Source organism: Bacteroidia bacterium (assembly GCA_041391665.1).
Taxonomy (GTDB): domain Bacteria; phylum Bacteroidota; class Bacteroidia; order J057; family J057; genus JAGQVA01.
This window is the reverse complement of the sequence record JAWKNO010000001.1, coordinates 1,896,181-1,915,475: the sequence shown is the minus strand read 5'-3', so window position 1 is coordinate 1,915,475 and position 19,295 is coordinate 1,896,181. Positions and strand designations below refer to the sequence as shown.

Genomic DNA, 19,295 nt, shown 5'->3' with positions numbered 1-19,295 from the left:
GTACTTATTTATGGTGCCTAAACTCAAAGAATATATTTCTCAGGGCAAAGCATCCTTTGAAGCAAGAGACTTTGAAATTGCTTATCAGCAATTGAGTCTCGCCATTGGGATGTATGAGGAGAATGGAAGTGAATTTTTCCTGAATGAGGAAGAAGTTGCCGAAGTCTATTTGCTCAGAGGTTCGGCTTTGTATTCACAAAGCGAACGCGATGCCCTCCACACGCCCGATACATTTGGCCAGATCATCGACGATTTTGATCAGGCGGTTGATATTCAGCCACACAATCCTATTTACAGGAATATCAGAGGAAAACTTTATCTCAATTGTCAGTTTGCATCTTTTTCAAAAGAGGCCCAGGATGATTTTCTGGAAGTGTTGAAAACAGATCCCAAAAACGGTTTTGCCCTGAAGAGTCTGGGGGAAATATTCTCCAGAGAAGAATCTTACGACCAGGCGATTCATTACTTTACCAAAGCGTTGGATTCGGGGGAAGACAAAGAAATATTTATGCTGCGCGGTGTATGTTATTTCAGAAAAAATAACCCCGACTTTCAGGCTGCGGCAGAGGATTTTGGAAAAGCACAGGTTTACCTTCCCCGGCTTGAAGAGCTGTATGTATGGCGTGCCCAGTGTTTTATGGAATTGGGCGATACGCCGGGAGCGATTTCAGAATATGACAAATTGCTGGAGATGACCCCCAATAAGGCGGGTTATTATGTGGACAGAGGCGCACTCCGAATTGCCATAGATGCGGAGGCGGCGCTCGACGACTTTAACCATGCGCTGGAAATTGCCCCACATCCGCTGGCATACAACAACCGCGCATATTACCATTTGCTCAACGGAAATTATGAAGCGGCAGTTATCGATGCAAAAAATGCACTGGCTGTAGATGGTGAACGGTCGATTGCCTATGCAACCCTGGCAGAAATATATGCGGCGATGGAAGATGATGATCAGTTTTTCCATTACCTCGAGCTGGCAATGAAATATTACTACGATGACATTGTAGATGTATTGCTCGAACCCGCCTACGAACCATATACATCAGATCCAAGATTTTTGAGACTGGTGGGTAAAAACCAGTAAGCCCGGCAGAAATTACTTTCTGTCGGGACTATATTGTTTTGCCAAAAAATGGATCAGACTTTAGCCTTTTTAGGCGTCATGATCATGATCATTCTCCGCCCTTCCATTTTTGGTTCCATTTCAACTTTAGCAACCTCGTCAAGCGCTTCCGAAAATCTATCCAATACGTCTTTTCCACGCTCTTTATAGATAATGTTCCGGCCACGAAACTGAACGTATGCTTTCAGTTTATTTCCTTCGCTGAGAAATTTTTCAGCGTGCCGAACCTTAAAATTAAAGTCATGGTCATCCGTATTGGGGCCAAAGCGGATTTCCTTCATCACCACGGTATGCTGTTTGGCCTTATTGGCCTTTTCCCGCTTTTTCTGCTCATACCGAAATTTGGAATACTCCACAATCCGGCATACTGGCGGCTCTGCATTAGGGGCAACTTCTACAAGATCAAGCCCAAGTTCCTGGGCAATACGAATAGCTTCAGAAGTTCTGTAAAGGCCATCTTCCTTTCCTCCCAGTTCTTCTGAGAAAGGATCCAGACCTACCACACGTACTTCAGGCACGCGAATTTCCATGTTGATTCGGTGGGGTCTTTCGTTGCGCTTTCTTACAGGATTAGCACTTTGTTCTCTTTTCGCCAAATTAGTTTCGTTTTGAATTAGTTTTACGGATAAAAAAATCTAAAATTGAATATAATTAAAAAAGATAAATTAGCCAAAATCAGACTAACGGTTCGGGTATGTTTTCCAAAATTTGGGAAAATCAGGTAAGCATTTCTGTTATTTCTGCTTTCAGATGTTCTTCAAATCCTTTGTTTGTCATGGATCCCAGGTCGCCCGATTTACGTTTTCTTACGGAAACAGTTCCTTCGGCAATCTCTTTTTCTCCCAAAATAAGCATATAGGGGAATTTGCCGACTTCGGCATCGCGAATCTTTCTGCCTACTTTTTCATTGCGGCCATCCACTTCGACACGAAACCCTGCATCGCGTAGTTCTAACCGCAATTTTTCTGCCGCATCATTAAACTTTTCGGCAATAGGCAAAATAATTGCCTGCACCGGTGCCAGCCATAAGGGAAAGTCTCCCGCTGTGTGTTCGATCAGTACCGCAGTGAATCTTTCGAGCGAACCAAAGGGTGCGCGGTGAATCATCACCGGCCGGTGCTTTTCGTTGTCGGCGCCGATATATTCCAGTCCAAATCGTTCCGGCAAATTGTAGTCCACCTGAATGGTTCCCAACTGCCACTCACGCATGAGCGCGTCGCGGATCATGAAGTCGAGTTTAGGTCCGTAAAATGCGGCTTCTCCTTCTACTTCCACGGTTTCCAGCCCTCTTTCTGCGGCAGCTTCGCGGATATCATTTTCAGCCTGATCCCATAGCTCGGTTGGACCAATATATTTTGCCGGATTGTTAGGGTCCCGAAGCGAAACCTGTGCTTTGAAGTCAAACCCCAGTATCCTGAAAATATATAAAACGATATCGATCACGGCGATAAACTCTTCCTTCACCTGATCTGGCCGGCAGAAGATATGGGCATCGTCCTGTGTAAAGCCGCGTACGCGGGTAAGTCCGTGCAGTTCTCCATGCTGTTCGTAGCGGTACACCGTACCGAATTCAGCCAATCGCAAGGGTAAATCGCGGTAAGAGCGTGGACGTGTCGCGTAAATCTCACAATGGTGAGGGCAGTTCATGGGTTTAAGCATAAACTGTTCTCCCTCCTGTGGGGTATCTATGGGACGGAAGCTGTCGGCACCGTATTTTTCCCAGTGGCCGGAAGTTACGTACAATTCTTTTTTTCCGATATGGGGCGTGGTAACGGGTTCGTAACCCGCTTTTTCCTGTACTCTTTTCAGAAAGTCGATGAGGGTCTCGCGCAGCCGGGTACCTTTGGGCAACCAGAGTGGCAGCCCAAGCCCTACCCTTTCGGAGAAGGCAAACAGCCCCATTTCTTTGCCAATTTTGCGATGGTCGCGTTTTTTGGCCTCTTCGAGCAATTCGAGGTATTCGTCAAGTTCTGCCTTTTTGGGGAAGGAAATGGCATACAGACGGGTGAGCTGAGGATTTTTCTCGTTTCCGCGCCAGTAGGCGCCGGCGGTATTGAGGATTTTTACCGCTTTGATCACCTTCGAATTGGGAATATGGGGTCCCCGGCAGAGGTCCACAAAATTGCCCGAATAGTAAAAGGTGATATTGCCATCTTCCAGATTGTCGATCAGTTCGACTTTATACTCATTGCCGATACCTGCATAATGAGCCCTGGCTTCCGCCTGGGAAACATTTTTGCGCACAAACGTTTCGCCGGTACGGGCGAGTTCCAAAAATTTATTTTCTATTTTTTCAAAGTCGCTGGCACCAAACTCATAATCGCCAAAATCGATATCATAATAAAAACCACGCTCAATCGCGGGACCAATGCCCAGTTTTACGCCGGGGTAAAGTGATTCGATGGCTTCGGCAAGAATATGAGCGGAGGAATGCCACAGGGTTTCTTTGCCGTCCTGGTCATGCCACGTAAGGATTTGAACCTTTGCATCTTCGGTTATGGGTCTGTTGAGCTCCACAACCTTTCCATTGACCTTAATAGCCAGTGCTACGCGGGCGAGTCCCTCGCTGATTTCCTGTGCAATCACCTCGCCGGTTACGCCGCTTGCATAAGTTTTAGCGGAACCATCGGGCAGGTGAATCTGAATATTTTCCTGCATTTTCTTCTCAGTTCTTAAAATCGAGCGCTAAGATACACAGGAATAAGAAAAATCAGAAAATTAGTTGTGGGGGGAATTTTGAAATAGCTTATCCTTGAAAATGCGGAGTATCATTCCGAGATTTCCAGGATATAACGATGGTTGCAACTCCCGCTGATACTTATAAACAACCTTTGAACCTCGGGACAAATTTTATTAGCTTTGTCTTATGGGAAATTATATCGTATCTGCCAGAAAATACAGGCCGGGCACATTTGCCTCTGTTGTGGGTCAGGCGCACGTTACGAACACACTCAAAAGTGCGATTCTGCTGGACCAACTGGCTCATGCTTTTCTGTTTTCAGGTCCAAGGGGAGTTGGGAAAACCACTTGTGCCCGTATTCTCGCCAAAGCCATTAACTGCGAAAACCTGGGCAAAGACGGAGAACCCTGCAATGGCTGCGATTCCTGCAACTCCTACAACGAGGGGAAGTCCATCAATATCCACGAACTGGATGCGGCCTCCAACAATAGTGTGGATGACATCAGAAACCTGATCGAGCAGACCCGCTATGTGCCACCCAATGGCAAACGAAGCGTATATATCATAGATGAGGTTCATATGCTCTCTCAGGCAGCGTTTAACGCTTTTCTTAAAACCCTGGAAGAGCCCCCGGCACACGTGCTGTTTATTCTCGCCACTACTGAAAAACACAAAATCCTTCCGACCATTCTCTCCCGCTGTCAGAAGTTTGATTTCCGGAGAATACGGGTGGACGATATTGCCCAGCATTTGGAGTATATATCCAAAGAGGAGGAGGTAGACTACGAATATGCAGCCTTACAGCAGATCGCACTTAAAGCTGATGGCGCACTTCGCGATGCATTGAGTTTGTATGACCAGTTGGTCAGCTATACTACCAGCAAACTCACATTTGCATCCGTACTCGAAAACCTGAATATTCTCGACTACGAATATTACTTCCGCACGATTTCTCTCATATCAGAATCAGACCACGGCGCATTGCTCCTGCTGTTGAATGAAATTGTAGAGAAAGGATTTGAGGCAAAAGATTATATGGTCGGGCTGACCGAACATTTGCGCAACCTGCTGATTTGTCAGGATCCCCGTACCCTTACGTTGCTGGAGACTTCCGAGAATGTTCGGGAGCGCTACAAAGAGCAGTGCCAGTCCGTATCGCCGACGTTTCTGCTGAATGCTTTCCATCTATGTTCGCAGTCGGAGCAGGCAACCAAAACAGCCAGCCATCCCCGACTGGTTGCAGAACTGGCGCTGATCAAACTGGCACATTTGGAAACGGCTATTCGGATAGCGTCCAATGGACATGTTTCTGCCCCACCTGAAAAAAAAAAACTGAGCCCGCAGTCTTAAAAAGAGAAACCGAAAAAGAAGAAAACTCAGCGGCAAAAGTTGTTGAAAACCAGCCCGAAACAGTAGTCAACTCCCCCACTCCACCAGTGGTCAAAACCCGTGTACAAGGAATTTCACCTGCCCTGAAAATTTCTGACAATTTCTCTGCGATGAAAATGAATGCACTGGAAAAACTCCAGGCAGAGAAAGAAAAAAAGTCGGGACAGGAAGAAAATTTTAGTTATTCGATCAATCCGAATATAGATATTGATGGGAAGAAATTTGAACAGGTACTGAAAAACTACATTGAGATTCTGAAGAAGGGAAACCGGATGAATCTGGCATCCGCATTACAAAATGGGAAGGCAGTACTTACGCACAACAAACTATCTTTTTCCCTTGAGAATGAGCTACTTAAGCAAATGGTTGAAAAGGAAACCGACCTTTTACCCTATCTAAGAACCAACCTGTCTGTGAATGAAATCTTCTGGGAGCTATCAGTAGATGAAAGCCTGTCTCCTGCACGTAAAGAGATCCCCTATACCAATGAAGAAAAACTGTCAGAAATGGCCAGGAAAAATCCAAGTCTAAGGAAACTACAGGAAATATTCAGAACAAGAATTATCTACGATTAAAAGATTCTGAAAAAAATAACTTTCACATCTTGCCTTTTCGTAAAAAAAGTGTTTTTTTTGTGAATAGTCTTTCGACAGGTTATTTCAGCATTCGGCATAACACGAATCAGTAAAAAAGCCGGTTGGTAAGATTTTGGTTTTTTAACGTATTTTCCCTTGAGCAACTTATTAAAACTTTACCTGTGGTCTCGGTTTTCATTTGCTAATAGGTGGTTCGATTAGAAAATATACTGTGTATTTATTCCCGGATATTGTATATTACTGTCCAATAGCTAATTCAACCCAATTTTAATTCCCATCATTATGCATGATAATCAAGATGCAAAGGTTGACAAACTTGATCGCCTGGAGCAAAGTTTGTTTCAATTGAGCGAAGTCATCAACAAACATCAGGAGATTGTGCAAAAGCGGTTTAAGGTTTCTGCTGTCGAAATTGATATTCTGAAGCTTCTGGAATCTGACGGAGACAAAAAGATGAAGGATATCGGAGAAACGGTTAAGGTTAAATTGAGTAACCTCACCAATATCATCGACCGAATGGAAACACAAAAACTGGTGAAACGGGTCAATTCAAAAACTGACCGCCGTTCCATTTATGTACACATCTCGACGAAGGGCAAAAAATTGCTTACTGATTATGCTGACTTTTTAAGAGAACTTTCAACCCGCATGAAGCAGGTAATGAAAGATGATCAGTTTGGGATTTTGGTGGATGGGCTTGAGAAAATATCCAAGGTTAGTTTACCCGGATATTAATATGCCTTCTACGCCTTACCAGCCCGATCATGGGCACAAACAAAAACATTTGCACAGCTTTTTAGCTGTGCTTTTTTTGGTATCTGTTTTTTGGGGCTGCTCCCGCCAGAATGCTGACTACCGGCCTCCGGCAAATATTACGGAGGTTCAACAAGCGCTTGCCAACCGTATCATTTCCGGCGACACGGTTCCGGTTTCCAAAGAGGTACTTCTTCGCATTTTACCGGAGCGCCCGGAAGGTTTTTTTCCGCTCACGACTACAGGCAGTGTATTTCTCACCCGTAATTTTTCTTCCCTTCAACGGCTCTACCGGCATCCGGATGGTTATACCTTAAAAGTCACCCTTGCCGATTATGCTGCGGATTCGGCAGGCTTTCTGTTTCTTTTTCGCCGGTATGAACGACAGCGCGATTCTCTGATGATTTCTCCGCCGGAAGGCTTACCCAATGGTTCATTTGTATGGATGCCCGAGGATTCAACCAGCCAAACCACACAGTTGGAGGCAGGATTATATAACCGTTACCATATTTCATGTAGCGGGAAAATACCTCAGTCAAAACCGGTATTTGAAAAAATAGTATCAGACATAAGCAGGAATCTGCCCGGAGAATCTACCTACGGAAAAAAATAGTTTCACCCTCGCGGTGGACAATGGCAAAGCCAGTACCCGTATGGGCAGCGACGCTTTCTTTTCGCCAGACTTCGGTGTCTGAACCCAGCACCCGACAGCGTCGGCGGGAAGCCCATTCGGCAGCTGCTTCCATCAGTTTCCGGCCTCCACCTTTGCGGCGAAATGCCTCCGCGACATACCATCCTTCGACAAAACCTACCGGTTTTTCGGGATAATATGGCAACGTTGCATACATCGATACCTCAATGAACCCAACCAGTTCTCCCCCCGGACCTTCCAACATAAATGCGCCTGTTTCCTCTTCATCTTCAATGGGGTAACCGGAAAATATCCGGTGGGCCTCTTCCTGATTATCGGAGGGGGTGGTATGAGGCCATAAAATCTTTCGCATGGCGGTCCATGCGGGCATATCTTCTATATAGGGTTTTCTTACTTGCATACACTGGCTAATAACTGACAATGGCTTTATATCATTTCTTCCGGATCATTTTTTGCCAGCTCAGCAAGAAATTCACCGATATTACGGGCACAGTCTGCGAGGTATTTCTCTCCCTTTGCTGCACTTGCTGCCTTCGGGTTGCCCACGCCTGTATCCTTCGTTGTTTTGGTCCATGGACGCTGCGCACTCACCCAACCTTCCCGTATCGCTTTGATCTTAAAGTTTCGGGCGGCGCCATCCCCCGCTTCTGACAGTGGGAGTACAAATTGCGGCGCAATATGCATAATGGCGCTGGTTTCCATTTCACCTGCATGATCGCCCGGCTCATCAAAATAATCATTCCAGTTGACCGCCTGAAACCAGTTGAGCCAGCAACTGAATACCCGCGGGTGGTAAAAGCTCAATTCACGCACCATCTGTTTAAAATGGTTGCCCCCATGGCCATTGAGTATGACAAACTTCCGGATATTGTGCCGGTCGAGGACGTCCACAACATCCCGAAGAATCGCCATTTGAGTTGTGGGATTCATATTCATACAAAGGGTGATATCCAGCTGGCCGGTATTCACGCCAAAGGGAATACAGGGCAGTACCACCACTTTAGCACCAGACTCCCAGGCTATACGGGCTGCCTCTGCGGCCACATAATCTGCCTGAAAATTATCTGTAGCATAGGGAAGATGGTAGTTGTGCGCTTCTGTCGCACCCCATGGAAGTACGGCCACATCATACTGAATTTCCTTTACAGATTTCCAGTTCGTTTCTGCGAGAATATAGGGTCGGGGGGAATTCATCTCTCCTGATATTGAATAAAATCTGTTATGGGAATGAATTTAAGGGAAACTTCTACAAGCTCCAACTCATTCCTTCATTTATCCAACATTTCCAGCGGTCAATATCTTGCGGTAATGCCCAGACTTGGTATTACCGGCAACTGATACACAGGTTCAAAGGCAATCCGGTCGAAATAGAATATATTCTTCCGGTTGTAGGTATTGATCATACTGAAATTGACCTCCAGGAGCGTATGATTTCCCAAAATCCAGCGACGGCGGGCAGAAAGGTCCAGTCTGTGGTAATAAGGCAGACGGCCTCCGTTGAGATCATCGCTCAAGATCAGTCCCAGGGAACCATTTTGGGTGGAAAGATCAGTAAGTGCGCCATCATCTCTGAAGTTGAGTTTTTCGAAATAACCCTGCGTCTGGGTAAAAGGAAAACCAGAGCCCATGGTCCAGCGAAAACTAAACTCCCATTTGGGATCCGTAAATTTGGGCCGGGTGCGGAAACCATCCTGATCCCTGAAGGCAAAGTCTCCTACTTTATAGGCAGCAACAGCATTTACGGTATGCCGCCGGTCAAACACGGTAGGATATGTACGGGGGGTAGTCTGAAGGCGATCGGTACGGGTAACTTTTGCCCAGCCATAGTTGGAATAGAAATACATCCGCTTTGTCTGGTATTTCAGCACGACATCAAAGCCGTAGGCATTTCCCACTTCGGTAATATAGTCTGGATCTTCGGGGAATATTTTATCCCGGTTGATATTAGTCAGCTGGGTAAAGTCTTTGTACCATGCCTCCACAGTGGTGGAGAGGTTTTCGAAAAGTTCCAGTTCTATCCCGCCAAGTGCATGCCAGCTATTTTGGAGGGTAGTTTTTTTGATCCGGTCATCGAGCCTCGAAGGCGCTGAGAGAAAACCCTGAAAGAGGTTTACCACATCCCGGTCGGAGACTGCGGCCAGAAGATTCTGAGAATACATGCCACCGGCAGCACTCAGACTGACACGGGGGAGGTTAAGTTTCATTCTGATTCGCGGTTCAACCTGTGGCTGAGACTGGTTGTTGTAGTAGTGAACCCTGACACTAGGCTCAATGACTGCCCGGTCAAATACTTCTCCGGCTGCATTTTTGGTTTGGATGACCTTTTTATAAAGCATATATGCCGCAGCTTCTGTATTGCTGGCTACCTGCTCGGTCTGAAGACCAAATGAATTGGTGAAAAGGTAGTCGGTTCGGAATCCCAGGAAAGTCATGCCGAAGGCAAATTCATCTACGGAATTGAAGATATAACCAACCTTCAGGGTTCCGTTAAATCCTTTGATGCCGCTGCGGCGGGGAAAATTTTCAGATTGGCTTTTGAGCGAGGTATTGTATTGCGAATAAGCAAATGAGCCGCTGACAATCGCACCTGCATCGGCAGGCAAAAGCTGGAAATTGGCACCGCCACCTGAAGCATCCCATCCGATATCTGCCGGAAATTCAAAGTTTACATTATCGGTCTGATGGAAACCAAAGAGGTTTGTATAATTGACCCCATCGGTCAGTGTGAGTTTTCCATACAAGTCGAGAAAATTGTAAGGAAGCCCCGTAGTGTCATTGACATATGGGTATAATGTTTTGGCGGTTTTATCGATAAAATTATTTCTCGCCGAAAGCATATAACTCAATCCCCCACCCTGCGAATTGGTTTTTCCCAGCGGCCCTTCAATCAGCGCAGAGGTCATAAATGGATTTACATCGAGTTTCCCGCTGAAATTCTTAAAGTTGCCATTGCGGGTATTGATGTCAATCACAGACGAAACCCGACCGCCATATTGCGCAGGGAATGCGGCAGAATACACATCTACGTTTCGGATATAATCAGGATCAAACACACTAAAAAGCCCGATGGAGTGAAAAGGGCTGTACATGATCATTCCATCCATCAGTACCATATTCTGAATCGGCGTTCCGCCTCTGATATACAGACGCCCGCCCTGGTCTCCGGTAAAAACCACCCCTGGCAAAACCTGCAAAAACTGCGCAAGGTCAGCAGAGCCTACCGAAGGAATCAGCTTGATTTCCTGCGGAGAAATCGTTGTTACCCCTGCATCTACCTCCGTTTTCACAATTTCGCCCGTCTTTTTTCCAATAATCTCCACTTCATTGGCGTACACCATCCTTTCCTGAAGCGTAATACCCAGCGTCTGGATATCATTATTGGCGAGGGTAACCACCTGGCGGGTTGTGTCATATCCATAATAGAAAGATATCACTTCCAGATCTTCAGACTGGGCAGAGAGGTTTACCTTAAAGCTATAAATCCCCTGGTCATTGGTATAGGCGCCAACTTTTTTGGCAGGGATAAATACCGTGGCACCCACCAGCGGCTCGCGTGTACTTGCATCAACGACACGTCCGCGAATCTGGCCGGACTGGCCTAAAACCTCGGTGATGGCGACAACCAGAAATAATATTACTGTACAAACTGAACGATAGGACAAATTCGGCATTCCTTTGATTTTGGGCTGTAAAGTTACAATGGATTTACAGATATGACAATGGACAAAAAAAGGAATGAATTACTGGATTATTTCAGGATTACCCCTCCGCTTTTTGTAATGATCACAATGCTTTTGGGTTTGTTTTTGATCTGTACATTTTCCGGATAACGGATTGTCTTAAGGCTTTCCAATCCTTTTACTCCCTGGAGCCGCAGGGAGGGAAACGGCGCCATGTTTTTTTTGCTGATGATCACCAGATCATCCGGCAGATTAAACTCCGTGAGATCGGAATCGATTTCCAGTGAAAAAGTTGCGGTCGTATCGAGTTTCACATCAAAATCGGATAGTTCCCCGGTTAGGTTCAGGTATTTGAAATCGGGAGCTACCCAGTCGAGTTTCAAATCTCCGTAGTTGAAGCGAAAATCTCCTTCATTAAAAAGATGAAATACATTCACATCCGAGTAGTTTTCATCCATTTTGAGATAACCTACATTTTTGATTTCAAACTCATTGTGTTTGTGGGAGGAAATCAGGCTGTCGGCCTGGTCAATCTCAAACTCGGAGTATGCGCTGTGAATATCGAGCCTGCCTGCTCCGATGATATGGAGCTGACATTTTTGAGCTTCAATGGTTGCTTTTCCCAATTCCTTTAATGTACCGTCTGTATAAGAAAGCGAAAGTTTATTATTGCCTTTCATCACCTCTCCTTTGAGTGTGCCATGTCTCAGCGTCAGATCGACATTCGCATCTGTATTTCCGACAAAAACATCTCCATACTGGTGATCAATATGCAGCTTCATGTTGCGGGGAACGGTAATATGAAAATCTGTTTTTTCGCTGCTCACACCTGAGAATGTCTGAATATTGAAGAAATAGGGAGAATTCCGGGGTTGGGTCCCCCAAATTACCTGATTGCCCGAAGACGCCTGATTTTCGATTCGGATTTCCTTTTCATCGGAAGAAATTTTTATCACCATCGATTCCAGTTTTTTTTCGAGGAGATCAGTATTGCTCCCTTTCAGCAAAATCGTACCGGTAAACCGAATCTCCGGTTTGTTCCACGTATCAATATGTATATCACCTTGTTTGTTGGTGAGATAGAGGGTCATATCAGGCTTTGTTGCAATTGTACGCTGAATCTCGCGTGTAACTTCCTGCGTGTATCCGGCTATGGATATCAGTGCGCAGAGAATGATTGCAAAGGTTGATTTAAGAAGGAGACTGGTGGGTTTCATGCGTTTTTTCAGTTTTTTCGATCAGTTTTTTCAGCTTCCGAAGTATTTTGAGTTTCATCTGATAGTTTTCAATCATCGCATCGATCAGGTATTCATTTTTACCTTGCTCGCGAATCATTTTCCTGAAATTTTCATTGGATATTTCGATCTGGTCGAGGTCTTCTTTTAGCTGGCGGGCAAATGCATATTCTTCCAGATTGTAGGTATCGAGACGGGAAAATTCTTCATGAAATCGGGTTGTATAGTACACCTCCAGTTCGTCAAGTTCGGTTTCTATCGATGAAACAGGTTCTGGTTTTTGTTGCCTGACCAGCCATATCGTTCCGGCCAGAGATATAAGCATGGCAAAAGCTGCGGCATATTTCCACCAGATGATGGAAGTTTTTTGTCGTTTTCTATTCCTGAGTTTTTGGGCAAACCGGGCCTCATGCCCTTTTACAGGAAGATTGACGTCAAGCTTGTCCCGTATGGAAATAATTTTTTCGTCGAGTGTATGATTTTCCATGTTACATTTTCATTTCAAATTGCTGAATGAGGATTTTCCGAAGTTTTTCACGTCCTCTCACAAATTGCGAACGGGAAGTAGAAGGCTGTATATTCAGAATCTGGGCAATTTCCTGATGGTCATATCCTTCAATCAGATACAGACTCAGTATTATCCGAAATCCATCAGCCAGTTGGGCGATCGCCTGAGAAACAGTTTCAGGAGAGATTTGCACATTGTGTTCCTCTACATTTCTCTCCGGAATTTTTTCCCATGTTTCTTCGTCGGCATAGGCAAAATCGATTTTCCGCTTTTTCAAATGATTGAGGCAGCGGTTAATCACAATTCGCTTTAGCCAGCTTCCGAAGGATGCGCGACCTTCAAAAGCGTCCATATTTTCAAATGCATCCAGAAAAGCTTCCTGCATAAGATCTTCAGCCTCGAAGGGATCATTTACCATTCGGAGGGCCGTGTTGTACATAGCAGGAAAATATCGCCTGTACATCTCCTTTTGTGCCTTCGGATCGCCTTTCCGGCAGGCACTCAGTAGAAATTCCGGTGTATGTCCATTCTTTTTCAACAATGTTGAGGGATGTATATATACAGACAACCATCTATTGATAATGCTGCAATTCAAGTAACAATTTTCTATAAATTTTCACTTGTCCATACTTTGTCCATAGGCATTTTTAGCAATCTGAGGCGGTTTTGCAGTATTTGGAGGTAAATCAATCAACCACAGTAAAATCTCTGTTATGAAAAATTTGCCTTCATTTCCGCGCTATGTTACCCCATCCCTCGCAACCATTCTCCTGCTCTTTACCCTCGCCTGCAACAAGGGAGAACCACCGGTAGGCGAACTGACATTTGACTCCGTCGTCAGTCTGGGAGGGGTAGTTGAAAATCCCGCCGCATATGAGGTCGTCGATACCGTTCCTGCAGCAGCACCACAACAGATCATCGATGAGGAGATATGGGCTTGTAAAGACTTCAAAGTGGACATTTCCCAAAATGCCGAAGACTTTATCATGTACTCGTCCAACAATGCCGAAATCGTCTATCCAGGAAATTTCCTTCAGGGTAAATCGGTGTCAGAAGGTGCGCCGAAAATCATTCCCCTGAAACGCGGCCCGGGTACAATTACGATCAATACCCTCAATGGCTCTTCTGTTGTTACGAAAACTGTACCCGAGGTGAGTTATTCCTCCATCGCCCAGGCAACCAATGACCTGATCGGCAGCAACAACGGAAACCTCACGGCCAATATCTCTTATACCCGCGAGGAAGTGCGTTCGCTCGAAGAACTGGGCGTAAAGATGAACGTCAAATTTTCGAGCCTGACCACCAAGGTAAAAGGTTCATTTAACTACAACAGCTCCCAGTCATTCAACAGTGTATTTGTCAAAGTAACCCAGTCTCTTTACTCTATCGTATATGATATCCCCGATCCGGAAGCCTCATTTGACCCCAGCGTTACCCCCGAAGATTTGCAGAAATACGTTTACAAAAACAACCCTGCGACGTATATCTCCTCGGTCAATTACGGGCGAATCTTTTACCTGCTGATTCAGTCCACCCAGAGTGCTGAAGAGATTAAGGCTGCGGTTGAAGGCTCCTTTAAAGGCGGCCTGGTAAGCGGCGGGGGCGGAATCAAGGTCGAAAGTGTGGAAGAACTCGACCAGGTGAGTGTGTCGGGTTATGCTTATGGTGGTGATGCCGGCCTTGCAGCAGGCGCACTGATCGGGGATATGAATGATGTAAAGACATTTATCGAACTGGGCGGTTCAATCAACAATGGCGCGCCGATCTCTTATGTAGTCAGGAGCCTGGAAGATCCGTCGATTGTGGTTGCAGCGAATCTGGCGACAGAATATACGGTTACGGAGTGTGAAAATATTACGGGCGGATTGCCGACATTCACCGATGCGAGACAGAGCGTAGGGGCTGCGTGTTATGTGGTGGGGAATGTCTCAAACAAAATGACACTGTTTGACGGCATTTCCAACGAATATGTGAATGTAAACTCCAAGGGCGTAATTTCCGGCCCTTACGGTATCTGGCAGTGGGGAACAGACAATACCCATCCTTTCCGAAATACAGGTGTAGGCGCAGCCCTCAATATCCGCTCGGACAATGACCCCAAAAAGACGTATTTTTTCAGCAAAGACGGCACAAAGTTTTGCGTTTATACTCCGGCAAATCTCTCATTTTCGCCCGCGTATGAACTTTGGCAATGGGGTACGGATTATACCTGTCCGTTTACCGCTGTGGGCGCTGCGATGGATGTATCGGTAGGAACGAGAGAAATCGCCTGCCTGTTTAATTTTGAAGGCACACAATACACACTTTTCGAGTCGGGCCAGTTCAGCACCCCGCGTTCCATCAAAGATTTGCAGGTGCGGGATCGCGACGAGCCGCTCGAAATCCCCTTTGCCAGCGTCGGTGCTGCCTTACGGCTCCATGTTACCAACGCCGACGGATCGGAGAGCGGTCGGGTGGTAATGGCGATATTTGACGGGCCGGGCAAAAAATACGTCTATTACGACATGGACAAAAACGTGGTAGTCGGGCCGCTGGATATATAGGAGATATAGGAGAAATAGCAGACTGGTCAGAGGACATACAGGTTATAGATTCCCATATGCTCAACCTCGGGGAATTTGATTTTGGGTATGGTGGATTTTTCGGGATAAACAAAGTTGAGTCTGCAAGACCTCGAACTGAGCGCAGAGAGATCCGGGTAAACCAGGGCAAGGGGAAGTCAGGAAACCATCTGCATAGGCAGATACACAAAGGTGTCACGAAGGGCACAAAGATGGCATTTCCATTGTGCCCCTTGTGCCTTCCTCGTGCCCTTCGTGTTTACTTTATTTTGCTGCGAACACCGCTGGATAATCTGGACCTATCTCTGCCAGATACTTGTAAATCTGAGGGAAAGGGGGGATATTGGGGAGAGGCAATAAGGAAATAAACGCTATGAGTGGCGTATATACGGATGTTGTGTGCAATATAAATGAAGACCATACTGATATACATATTAGCCGTTTTACCATTAATCACATTTGGACAGAGAAGTAATACGATTTTCTCGACAGGAGGAAATAGTCTTATGTCTTGGACATATCAGGACTTTATTGATAATAACGTTGAAAGGATTCAGGCATTCTCATTCGAATTGAAAAAGAACGGTAAAGTAAAAAAAGACAGCATCAAACTTTTTGATCAGAAGCTGAATAGAGATAGCAATTTAGTAACAGGGATCAATTGCAATTTGAACATACAATCTCACGGCCCTACTTTTCTGACTTGGTACAAATTCAAGGACTATTATGACTCAAAAGGACACTTGATAAAACATACTGACCAACCTATTGAAGTAGAAAAAACAAAGGAGTTTGGTTCAATAAATTGGGATATCAATATCAATGAAACAATTTATGAATATGATGAAAAAGAACTGTTGACTCAAGAAGTCTATAACAGAATTGAGCATTCATATTCAGTTTCTAAGTACACAAAAGACACCTTTCATTTGCATAGTGTACAAGCAAAAATATATGAGTACGAGTACAATGACCAAGGATTGAAAATAAGAAATTACTACACAGACGATAGTACTCGATATTTAGCAACTGAAAGCTATACGCCCGACACAGCTTCTGTTAAATGTTTCTATTGCGACCCTCGATACTTGAATGGAGAGAAAGAATATGATAGTAATGGAAACTTGACTAAGTGGATTTGGTACACAAGAAAAAATGAAATTCATTCAAAGAAGTACTATTTCTACGATGCGAATGATAATCTAATCAAGCAAATTGACTCTACAGGTTGGTATCTTCAACAATACTCAGAAGATGAACCCTCATTACAATCTATTAAAACATTCGACTACAGAAATGACAGGCTCTTTAAAACCATTGAAGTCAAAGGAGATTGGACATATATATCTGAGTTCGATGAAAAAGGAAACTTGGTGGATAATTGCCTGCAAATTGCAGATTCGAAAGACGATTGCACCAAGTACAACTATGTTTATCAGAATGGATTAATCAAAGAAATCCAAACTCTTCCAAATCAGAAAACAATTTTTGAATACAATAATGACGGACTTCTAATTGAGAAGAGAGATTATTTAAATGAAAAGTTGACGTCATTGATTAGATATTATTTCGAACAAAAAAATACTGCACAGAACAACTAAGTTTTCGTGCGGCGGGCAGCGCCCAGCATGAAAACGCTGTTGTTGCCTTCGACAGAAGCTTAGGCCAGGCTCCACCTTCGGTAGTTTAAAGCGCTATGGGGATTGGGGATGTCGGGGAGGAAGCTCTCAGGTGTGGCAGTTGGTCCGTTTTCGGGTCTGGGAGTAAAGGTTTGGAGCCGATTGAAGGCTTTGCAGAGCGCGTAGATACCTCATTTGATCGGGAATCATTGTGGCTTGCGTCTGGGAGAAGTAATTGGATTGAGCCTGAAAGATCTTGATTTGCAACGCAGGGTGATTCGTGTAAATCGGGGCAAGGGGAAAAAGGATCGGGAGGTGCCGCTGCCCGAAATGCTGGTTCCGGTTTTAGATGCTTATATGGCACAGTATCAGCCACTGACCTTTTTGTTTGAAGGCGAAACCGTGGGCGAGCGGTACAGCGACCGCAGCCTGCAACAGGTGGTGAAACAAGCCGCCGCCCGGGCAGGCATCCATCGGACGGTTACGGCACATATGATGCGGCACAGCTACGCAACGCATCTTTTGGAGGCAGGAACCGACATCCGCTATATCCAGGAAGTACTTGGTCACAGCAGCATCAAAACTACGCAGGTATATACCCATGTAGCTCGCCAGCACAAGCCCGTATCTCCGCTGGATAGCCTGGATATATCTCTGCCAGATACTTGTAAATCTGGGGAAAAGGGGGGATATTCGTAAGAGTCAATAAGGAAATAAACGCTACGCGTAGCGTATATACGGATGTTGGGGGCAATTAAAAAAGAAGACAAAGGAATAAATTTGACAAATGGATTATACAGGATTAAATATCAAGAAACCGCAAGAAAGTAAAGACTACCCAGAGTCAAGCGAAATTGCAATCAAATCAATTGAGCAGATTATTAAGAACGCAATTGACAAAGGCGAAAACAAAATAATCATCAATACAAATTTGAAACTTGGCTTGCCGATGGAAAACATCAACAAAATTGCAGGACCTTTTGTGGAAGCGTGGGCACAAGAAACTTTTGAAATTATAAGAGAAGACAAAAACAATCAATGGAACTTAATAAATGTAGAAGCCTTAGAGAGATTGCATCGTGCGGACGTCATTTTACAGTTCAAAAGAAACAGAGAATTTGACCCTGTTGTAACTGCTGAAGTTGATGTTAAGGCAACAGCAGAAGATTTTGACAATTCAGGTAAATCACCGAACATAACTTCGTTTGCAAGGATTCGTTCTGCTTACGTTGATGACCCTGACTATTTATTTGTAATACTTTCATTAAAGCACAAGGTCTATTCAGTAAAAAATGACGAAACGGGTTTAATGGATGGGATTATGGAAGTCGTAAAATACAATGCTTACGATATTAAATATCTTTCAGACCCTGACATTAGCTATAATCCCGCACTTGGCACGGGTCAAATTCAAATTAGAGACATTCACTATGTAACCATTCAAAAAAGAACAGCTTGGGAGTTCATTGAATTACTTGACAAAAAGTATATCGCATCCTCTAAACGGTCAGTTGATGATTGGATGGCACTTGCCACAAAATACAATTGGATAAAATGAAAACTGAACAACAAATAATACTCGGTGATGCAATCGAAAAAATGAAGGCAATGGATTCAAATTCTATTGACTTGATTGTTGCTGACCCCCCGTATAACTTGAATAAGGACTACGGCAACAAGTCTGATTCACGAAATTTTGATGATTACATTCAATTCACAAAAGATTGGACTTCAGAAGCAAGAAGAATATTAAAACCGACCGGGACTATTTATGTCTTTATGGGTTTTCGTTTCATTTCTTATTTATACCAAATTCTTGAGAAAGACAATAAAATGCTATTCAACAATTGGATTTGTTGGTACTACACCCAAGGTATAGGAAAAAAGAAAGGCTTTTCGCCCAGACACGATGATATTTTAATGTTTAATAAAACTTCAAAATACACTTTCAATCTCGATGATATTAGAGTTCCACAAAAGTTCTATCGTTCTGTAAATAATATGCGTGGAGCAAACCCAGGCGATGTATGGGAGTTTTCTCATATACATTATTGCCAAGGCAATAGACAAAATCATCCAACTCAAAAACCAGAAGGATTAATCGAAAGAATGGTCCTTGCTTCTTCAAATGAAGGCGATTTAGTTCTTGACCCTTTCTCAGGGAGTGGTACAACACTTCGAGTCTGTCAACAACTAAAGAGAAATGCTATCGGCATCGAACTAAATGAAGAGTATGTAGAGAATACCAAAGACCGTTTAAATGAAGATTTTACTGCTTTTGATAGTATCGACCCGAGAATGAAACGAATTCCAAATGACTTAAATGACACTCAAATACGAAATGAATATATCGAAAATCATATTCAGTGGTTTTTAAATCATCACGAAGACGCTTTAAAAGATTTTTGGAAAGAAATTGAGTCCAAATATGGTCACAAAATGAATGGTAAGTCTAAAAAGCTTAGTGCTGAACAAAAAAGTCTTTTCTAAACT

Annotated in this window: 18 protein-coding genes; 10 read left to right on the top strand and 8 right to left on the bottom strand. The window is 44.3% G+C overall.

Annotation, left to right across the window (positions count from 1 at the left end; translation table 11 throughout):
- Positions 1-10 precede the first annotated feature (10 nt).
- A complete protein-coding gene (locus R3D00_08070; GenBank protein MEZ4773124.1) occupies positions 11-1,090 on the top strand; it encodes a tetratricopeptide repeat protein in 1,080 nt (359 codons plus the stop codon).
- Positions 1,091-1,143: 53 nt separating this feature from the next.
- On the opposite strand, the gene infC is transcribed toward R3D00_08070, so the two are convergent.
- Together infC and thrS are read right to left on the bottom strand one after the other, a co-directional pair.
- Positions 1,144-1,725 (bottom strand): translation initiation factor IF-3, encoded by a 582-nt coding sequence (gene infC / locus R3D00_08065; protein ID MEZ4773123.1) that lies wholly within the window; start codon positions 1,723-1,725, stop codon positions 1,144-1,146.
- 121 nt (positions 1,726-1,846) lie between these two features.
- Positions 1,847-3,787, bottom strand: a complete 1,941-nt coding sequence (gene thrS / locus R3D00_08060; protein ID MEZ4773122.1) for a threonine--tRNA ligase — start codon at positions 3,785-3,787, stop codon at positions 1,847-1,849.
- Positions 3,788-3,995: 208 nt separating this feature from the next.
- Between thrS and dnaX the strand changes: the two genes are divergently transcribed.
- The 4 genes from dnaX to R3D00_08040 all read left to right on the top strand — a co-directional run bounded on the left by dnaX (position 3,996) and on the right by R3D00_08040 (position 7,160).
- Entirely contained in the window at positions 3,996-5,159 is a 1,164-nt protein-coding gene (gene dnaX, locus R3D00_08055) for a DNA polymerase III subunit gamma/tau (protein ID MEZ4773121.1), read from the top strand.
- A gap of 149 nt (positions 5,160-5,308) precedes the next feature.
- A complete protein-coding gene (locus R3D00_08050) occupies positions 5,309-5,773 on the top strand; it encodes a hypothetical protein (GenBank protein MEZ4773120.1) in 465 nt (154 codons plus the stop codon).
- A gap of 303 nt (positions 5,774-6,076) precedes the next feature.
- Complete coding sequence (locus R3D00_08045; protein ID MEZ4773119.1) at positions 6,077-6,529, top strand: MarR family transcriptional regulator; 453 nt, start codon at positions 6,077-6,079, stop codon at positions 6,527-6,529.
- A 1-nt stretch (position 6,530) separates the two neighbouring features.
- A complete protein-coding gene (locus R3D00_08040; GenBank protein ID MEZ4773118.1) occupies positions 6,531-7,160 on the top strand; it encodes a hypothetical protein in 630 nt (209 codons plus the stop codon).
- Here the strand turns inward: R3D00_08040 and R3D00_08035 are convergent.
- The 6 genes from R3D00_08035 to R3D00_08010 all read right to left on the bottom strand — a co-directional run bounded on the left by R3D00_08035 (position 7,141) and on the right by R3D00_08010 (position 13,163).
- The gene (locus R3D00_08035; protein MEZ4773117.1) at positions 7,141-7,599 is read right to left on the bottom strand and encodes a GNAT family N-acetyltransferase; all 459 of its coding nucleotides are present in this window, start codon (positions 7,597-7,599) and stop codon (positions 7,141-7,143) included. The genes R3D00_08040 and R3D00_08035 overlap by 20 nt on opposite strands.
- A gap of 26 nt (positions 7,600-7,625) precedes the next feature.
- Complete coding sequence (locus tag R3D00_08030; protein MEZ4773116.1) at positions 7,626-8,393, bottom strand: creatininase family protein; 768 nt, start codon at positions 8,391-8,393, stop codon at positions 7,626-7,628.
- A 98-nt stretch (positions 8,394-8,491) separates the two neighbouring features.
- Positions 8,492-10,870 (bottom strand): TonB-dependent receptor, encoded by a 2,379-nt coding sequence (locus R3D00_08025; protein ID MEZ4773115.1) that lies wholly within the window; start codon positions 10,868-10,870, stop codon positions 8,492-8,494.
- Between the two features lie 77 nt (positions 10,871-10,947).
- Entirely contained in the window at positions 10,948-12,096 is a 1,149-nt protein-coding gene (locus tag R3D00_08020) for a hypothetical protein (GenBank protein ID MEZ4773114.1), read from the bottom strand.
- On the bottom strand, positions 12,071-12,601 hold the full coding sequence (locus tag R3D00_08015; protein ID MEZ4773113.1) for a hypothetical protein: 531 nt from the start codon (positions 12,599-12,601) through the stop codon (positions 12,071-12,073). The genes R3D00_08020 and R3D00_08015 overlap by 26 nt, the downstream gene beginning before the upstream one ends.
- Position 12,602: 1 nt before the next feature.
- Positions 12,603-13,163 carry an RNA polymerase sigma factor gene (locus R3D00_08010; GenBank protein MEZ4773112.1) on the bottom strand — a complete coding sequence of 187 codons (561 nt, stop codon included), beginning with the start codon at positions 13,161-13,163 and terminating at the stop codon, positions 12,603-12,605.
- 172 nt (positions 13,164-13,335) lie between these two features.
- Here R3D00_08010 and R3D00_08005 point away from each other — a divergent pair, with 172 nt between their 5' ends.
- From R3D00_08005 to R3D00_07985, 5 genes are all read left to right on the top strand, one after another.
- Positions 13,336-15,165, top strand: coding sequence for a thiol-activated cytolysin family protein (locus R3D00_08005; protein ID MEZ4773111.1), 1,830 nt, complete (start codon positions 13,336-13,338; stop codon positions 15,163-15,165).
- Between the two features lie 428 nt (positions 15,166-15,593).
- Positions 15,594-16,784, top strand: coding sequence for a hypothetical protein (locus tag R3D00_08000; GenBank protein MEZ4773110.1), 1,191 nt, complete (start codon positions 15,594-15,596; stop codon positions 16,782-16,784).
- Positions 16,785-17,018: 234 nt separating this feature from the next.
- The gene (locus R3D00_07995; protein ID MEZ4773109.1) at positions 17,019-17,501 is read left to right on the top strand and encodes a tyrosine-type recombinase/integrase; all 483 of its coding nucleotides are present in this window, start codon (positions 17,019-17,021) and stop codon (positions 17,499-17,501) included.
- Positions 17,502-17,589: 88 nt separating this feature from the next.
- Complete coding sequence (locus R3D00_07990) at positions 17,590-18,360, top strand: restriction endonuclease (protein MEZ4773108.1); 771 nt, start codon at positions 17,590-17,592, stop codon at positions 18,358-18,360.
- A complete protein-coding gene (locus R3D00_07985) occupies positions 18,357-19,292 on the top strand; it encodes a site-specific DNA-methyltransferase (protein MEZ4773107.1) in 936 nt (311 codons plus the stop codon). Before R3D00_07990 ends, R3D00_07985 begins: the two co-directional genes overlap by 4 nt.
- Positions 19,293-19,295: the final 3 nt, after the last annotated feature.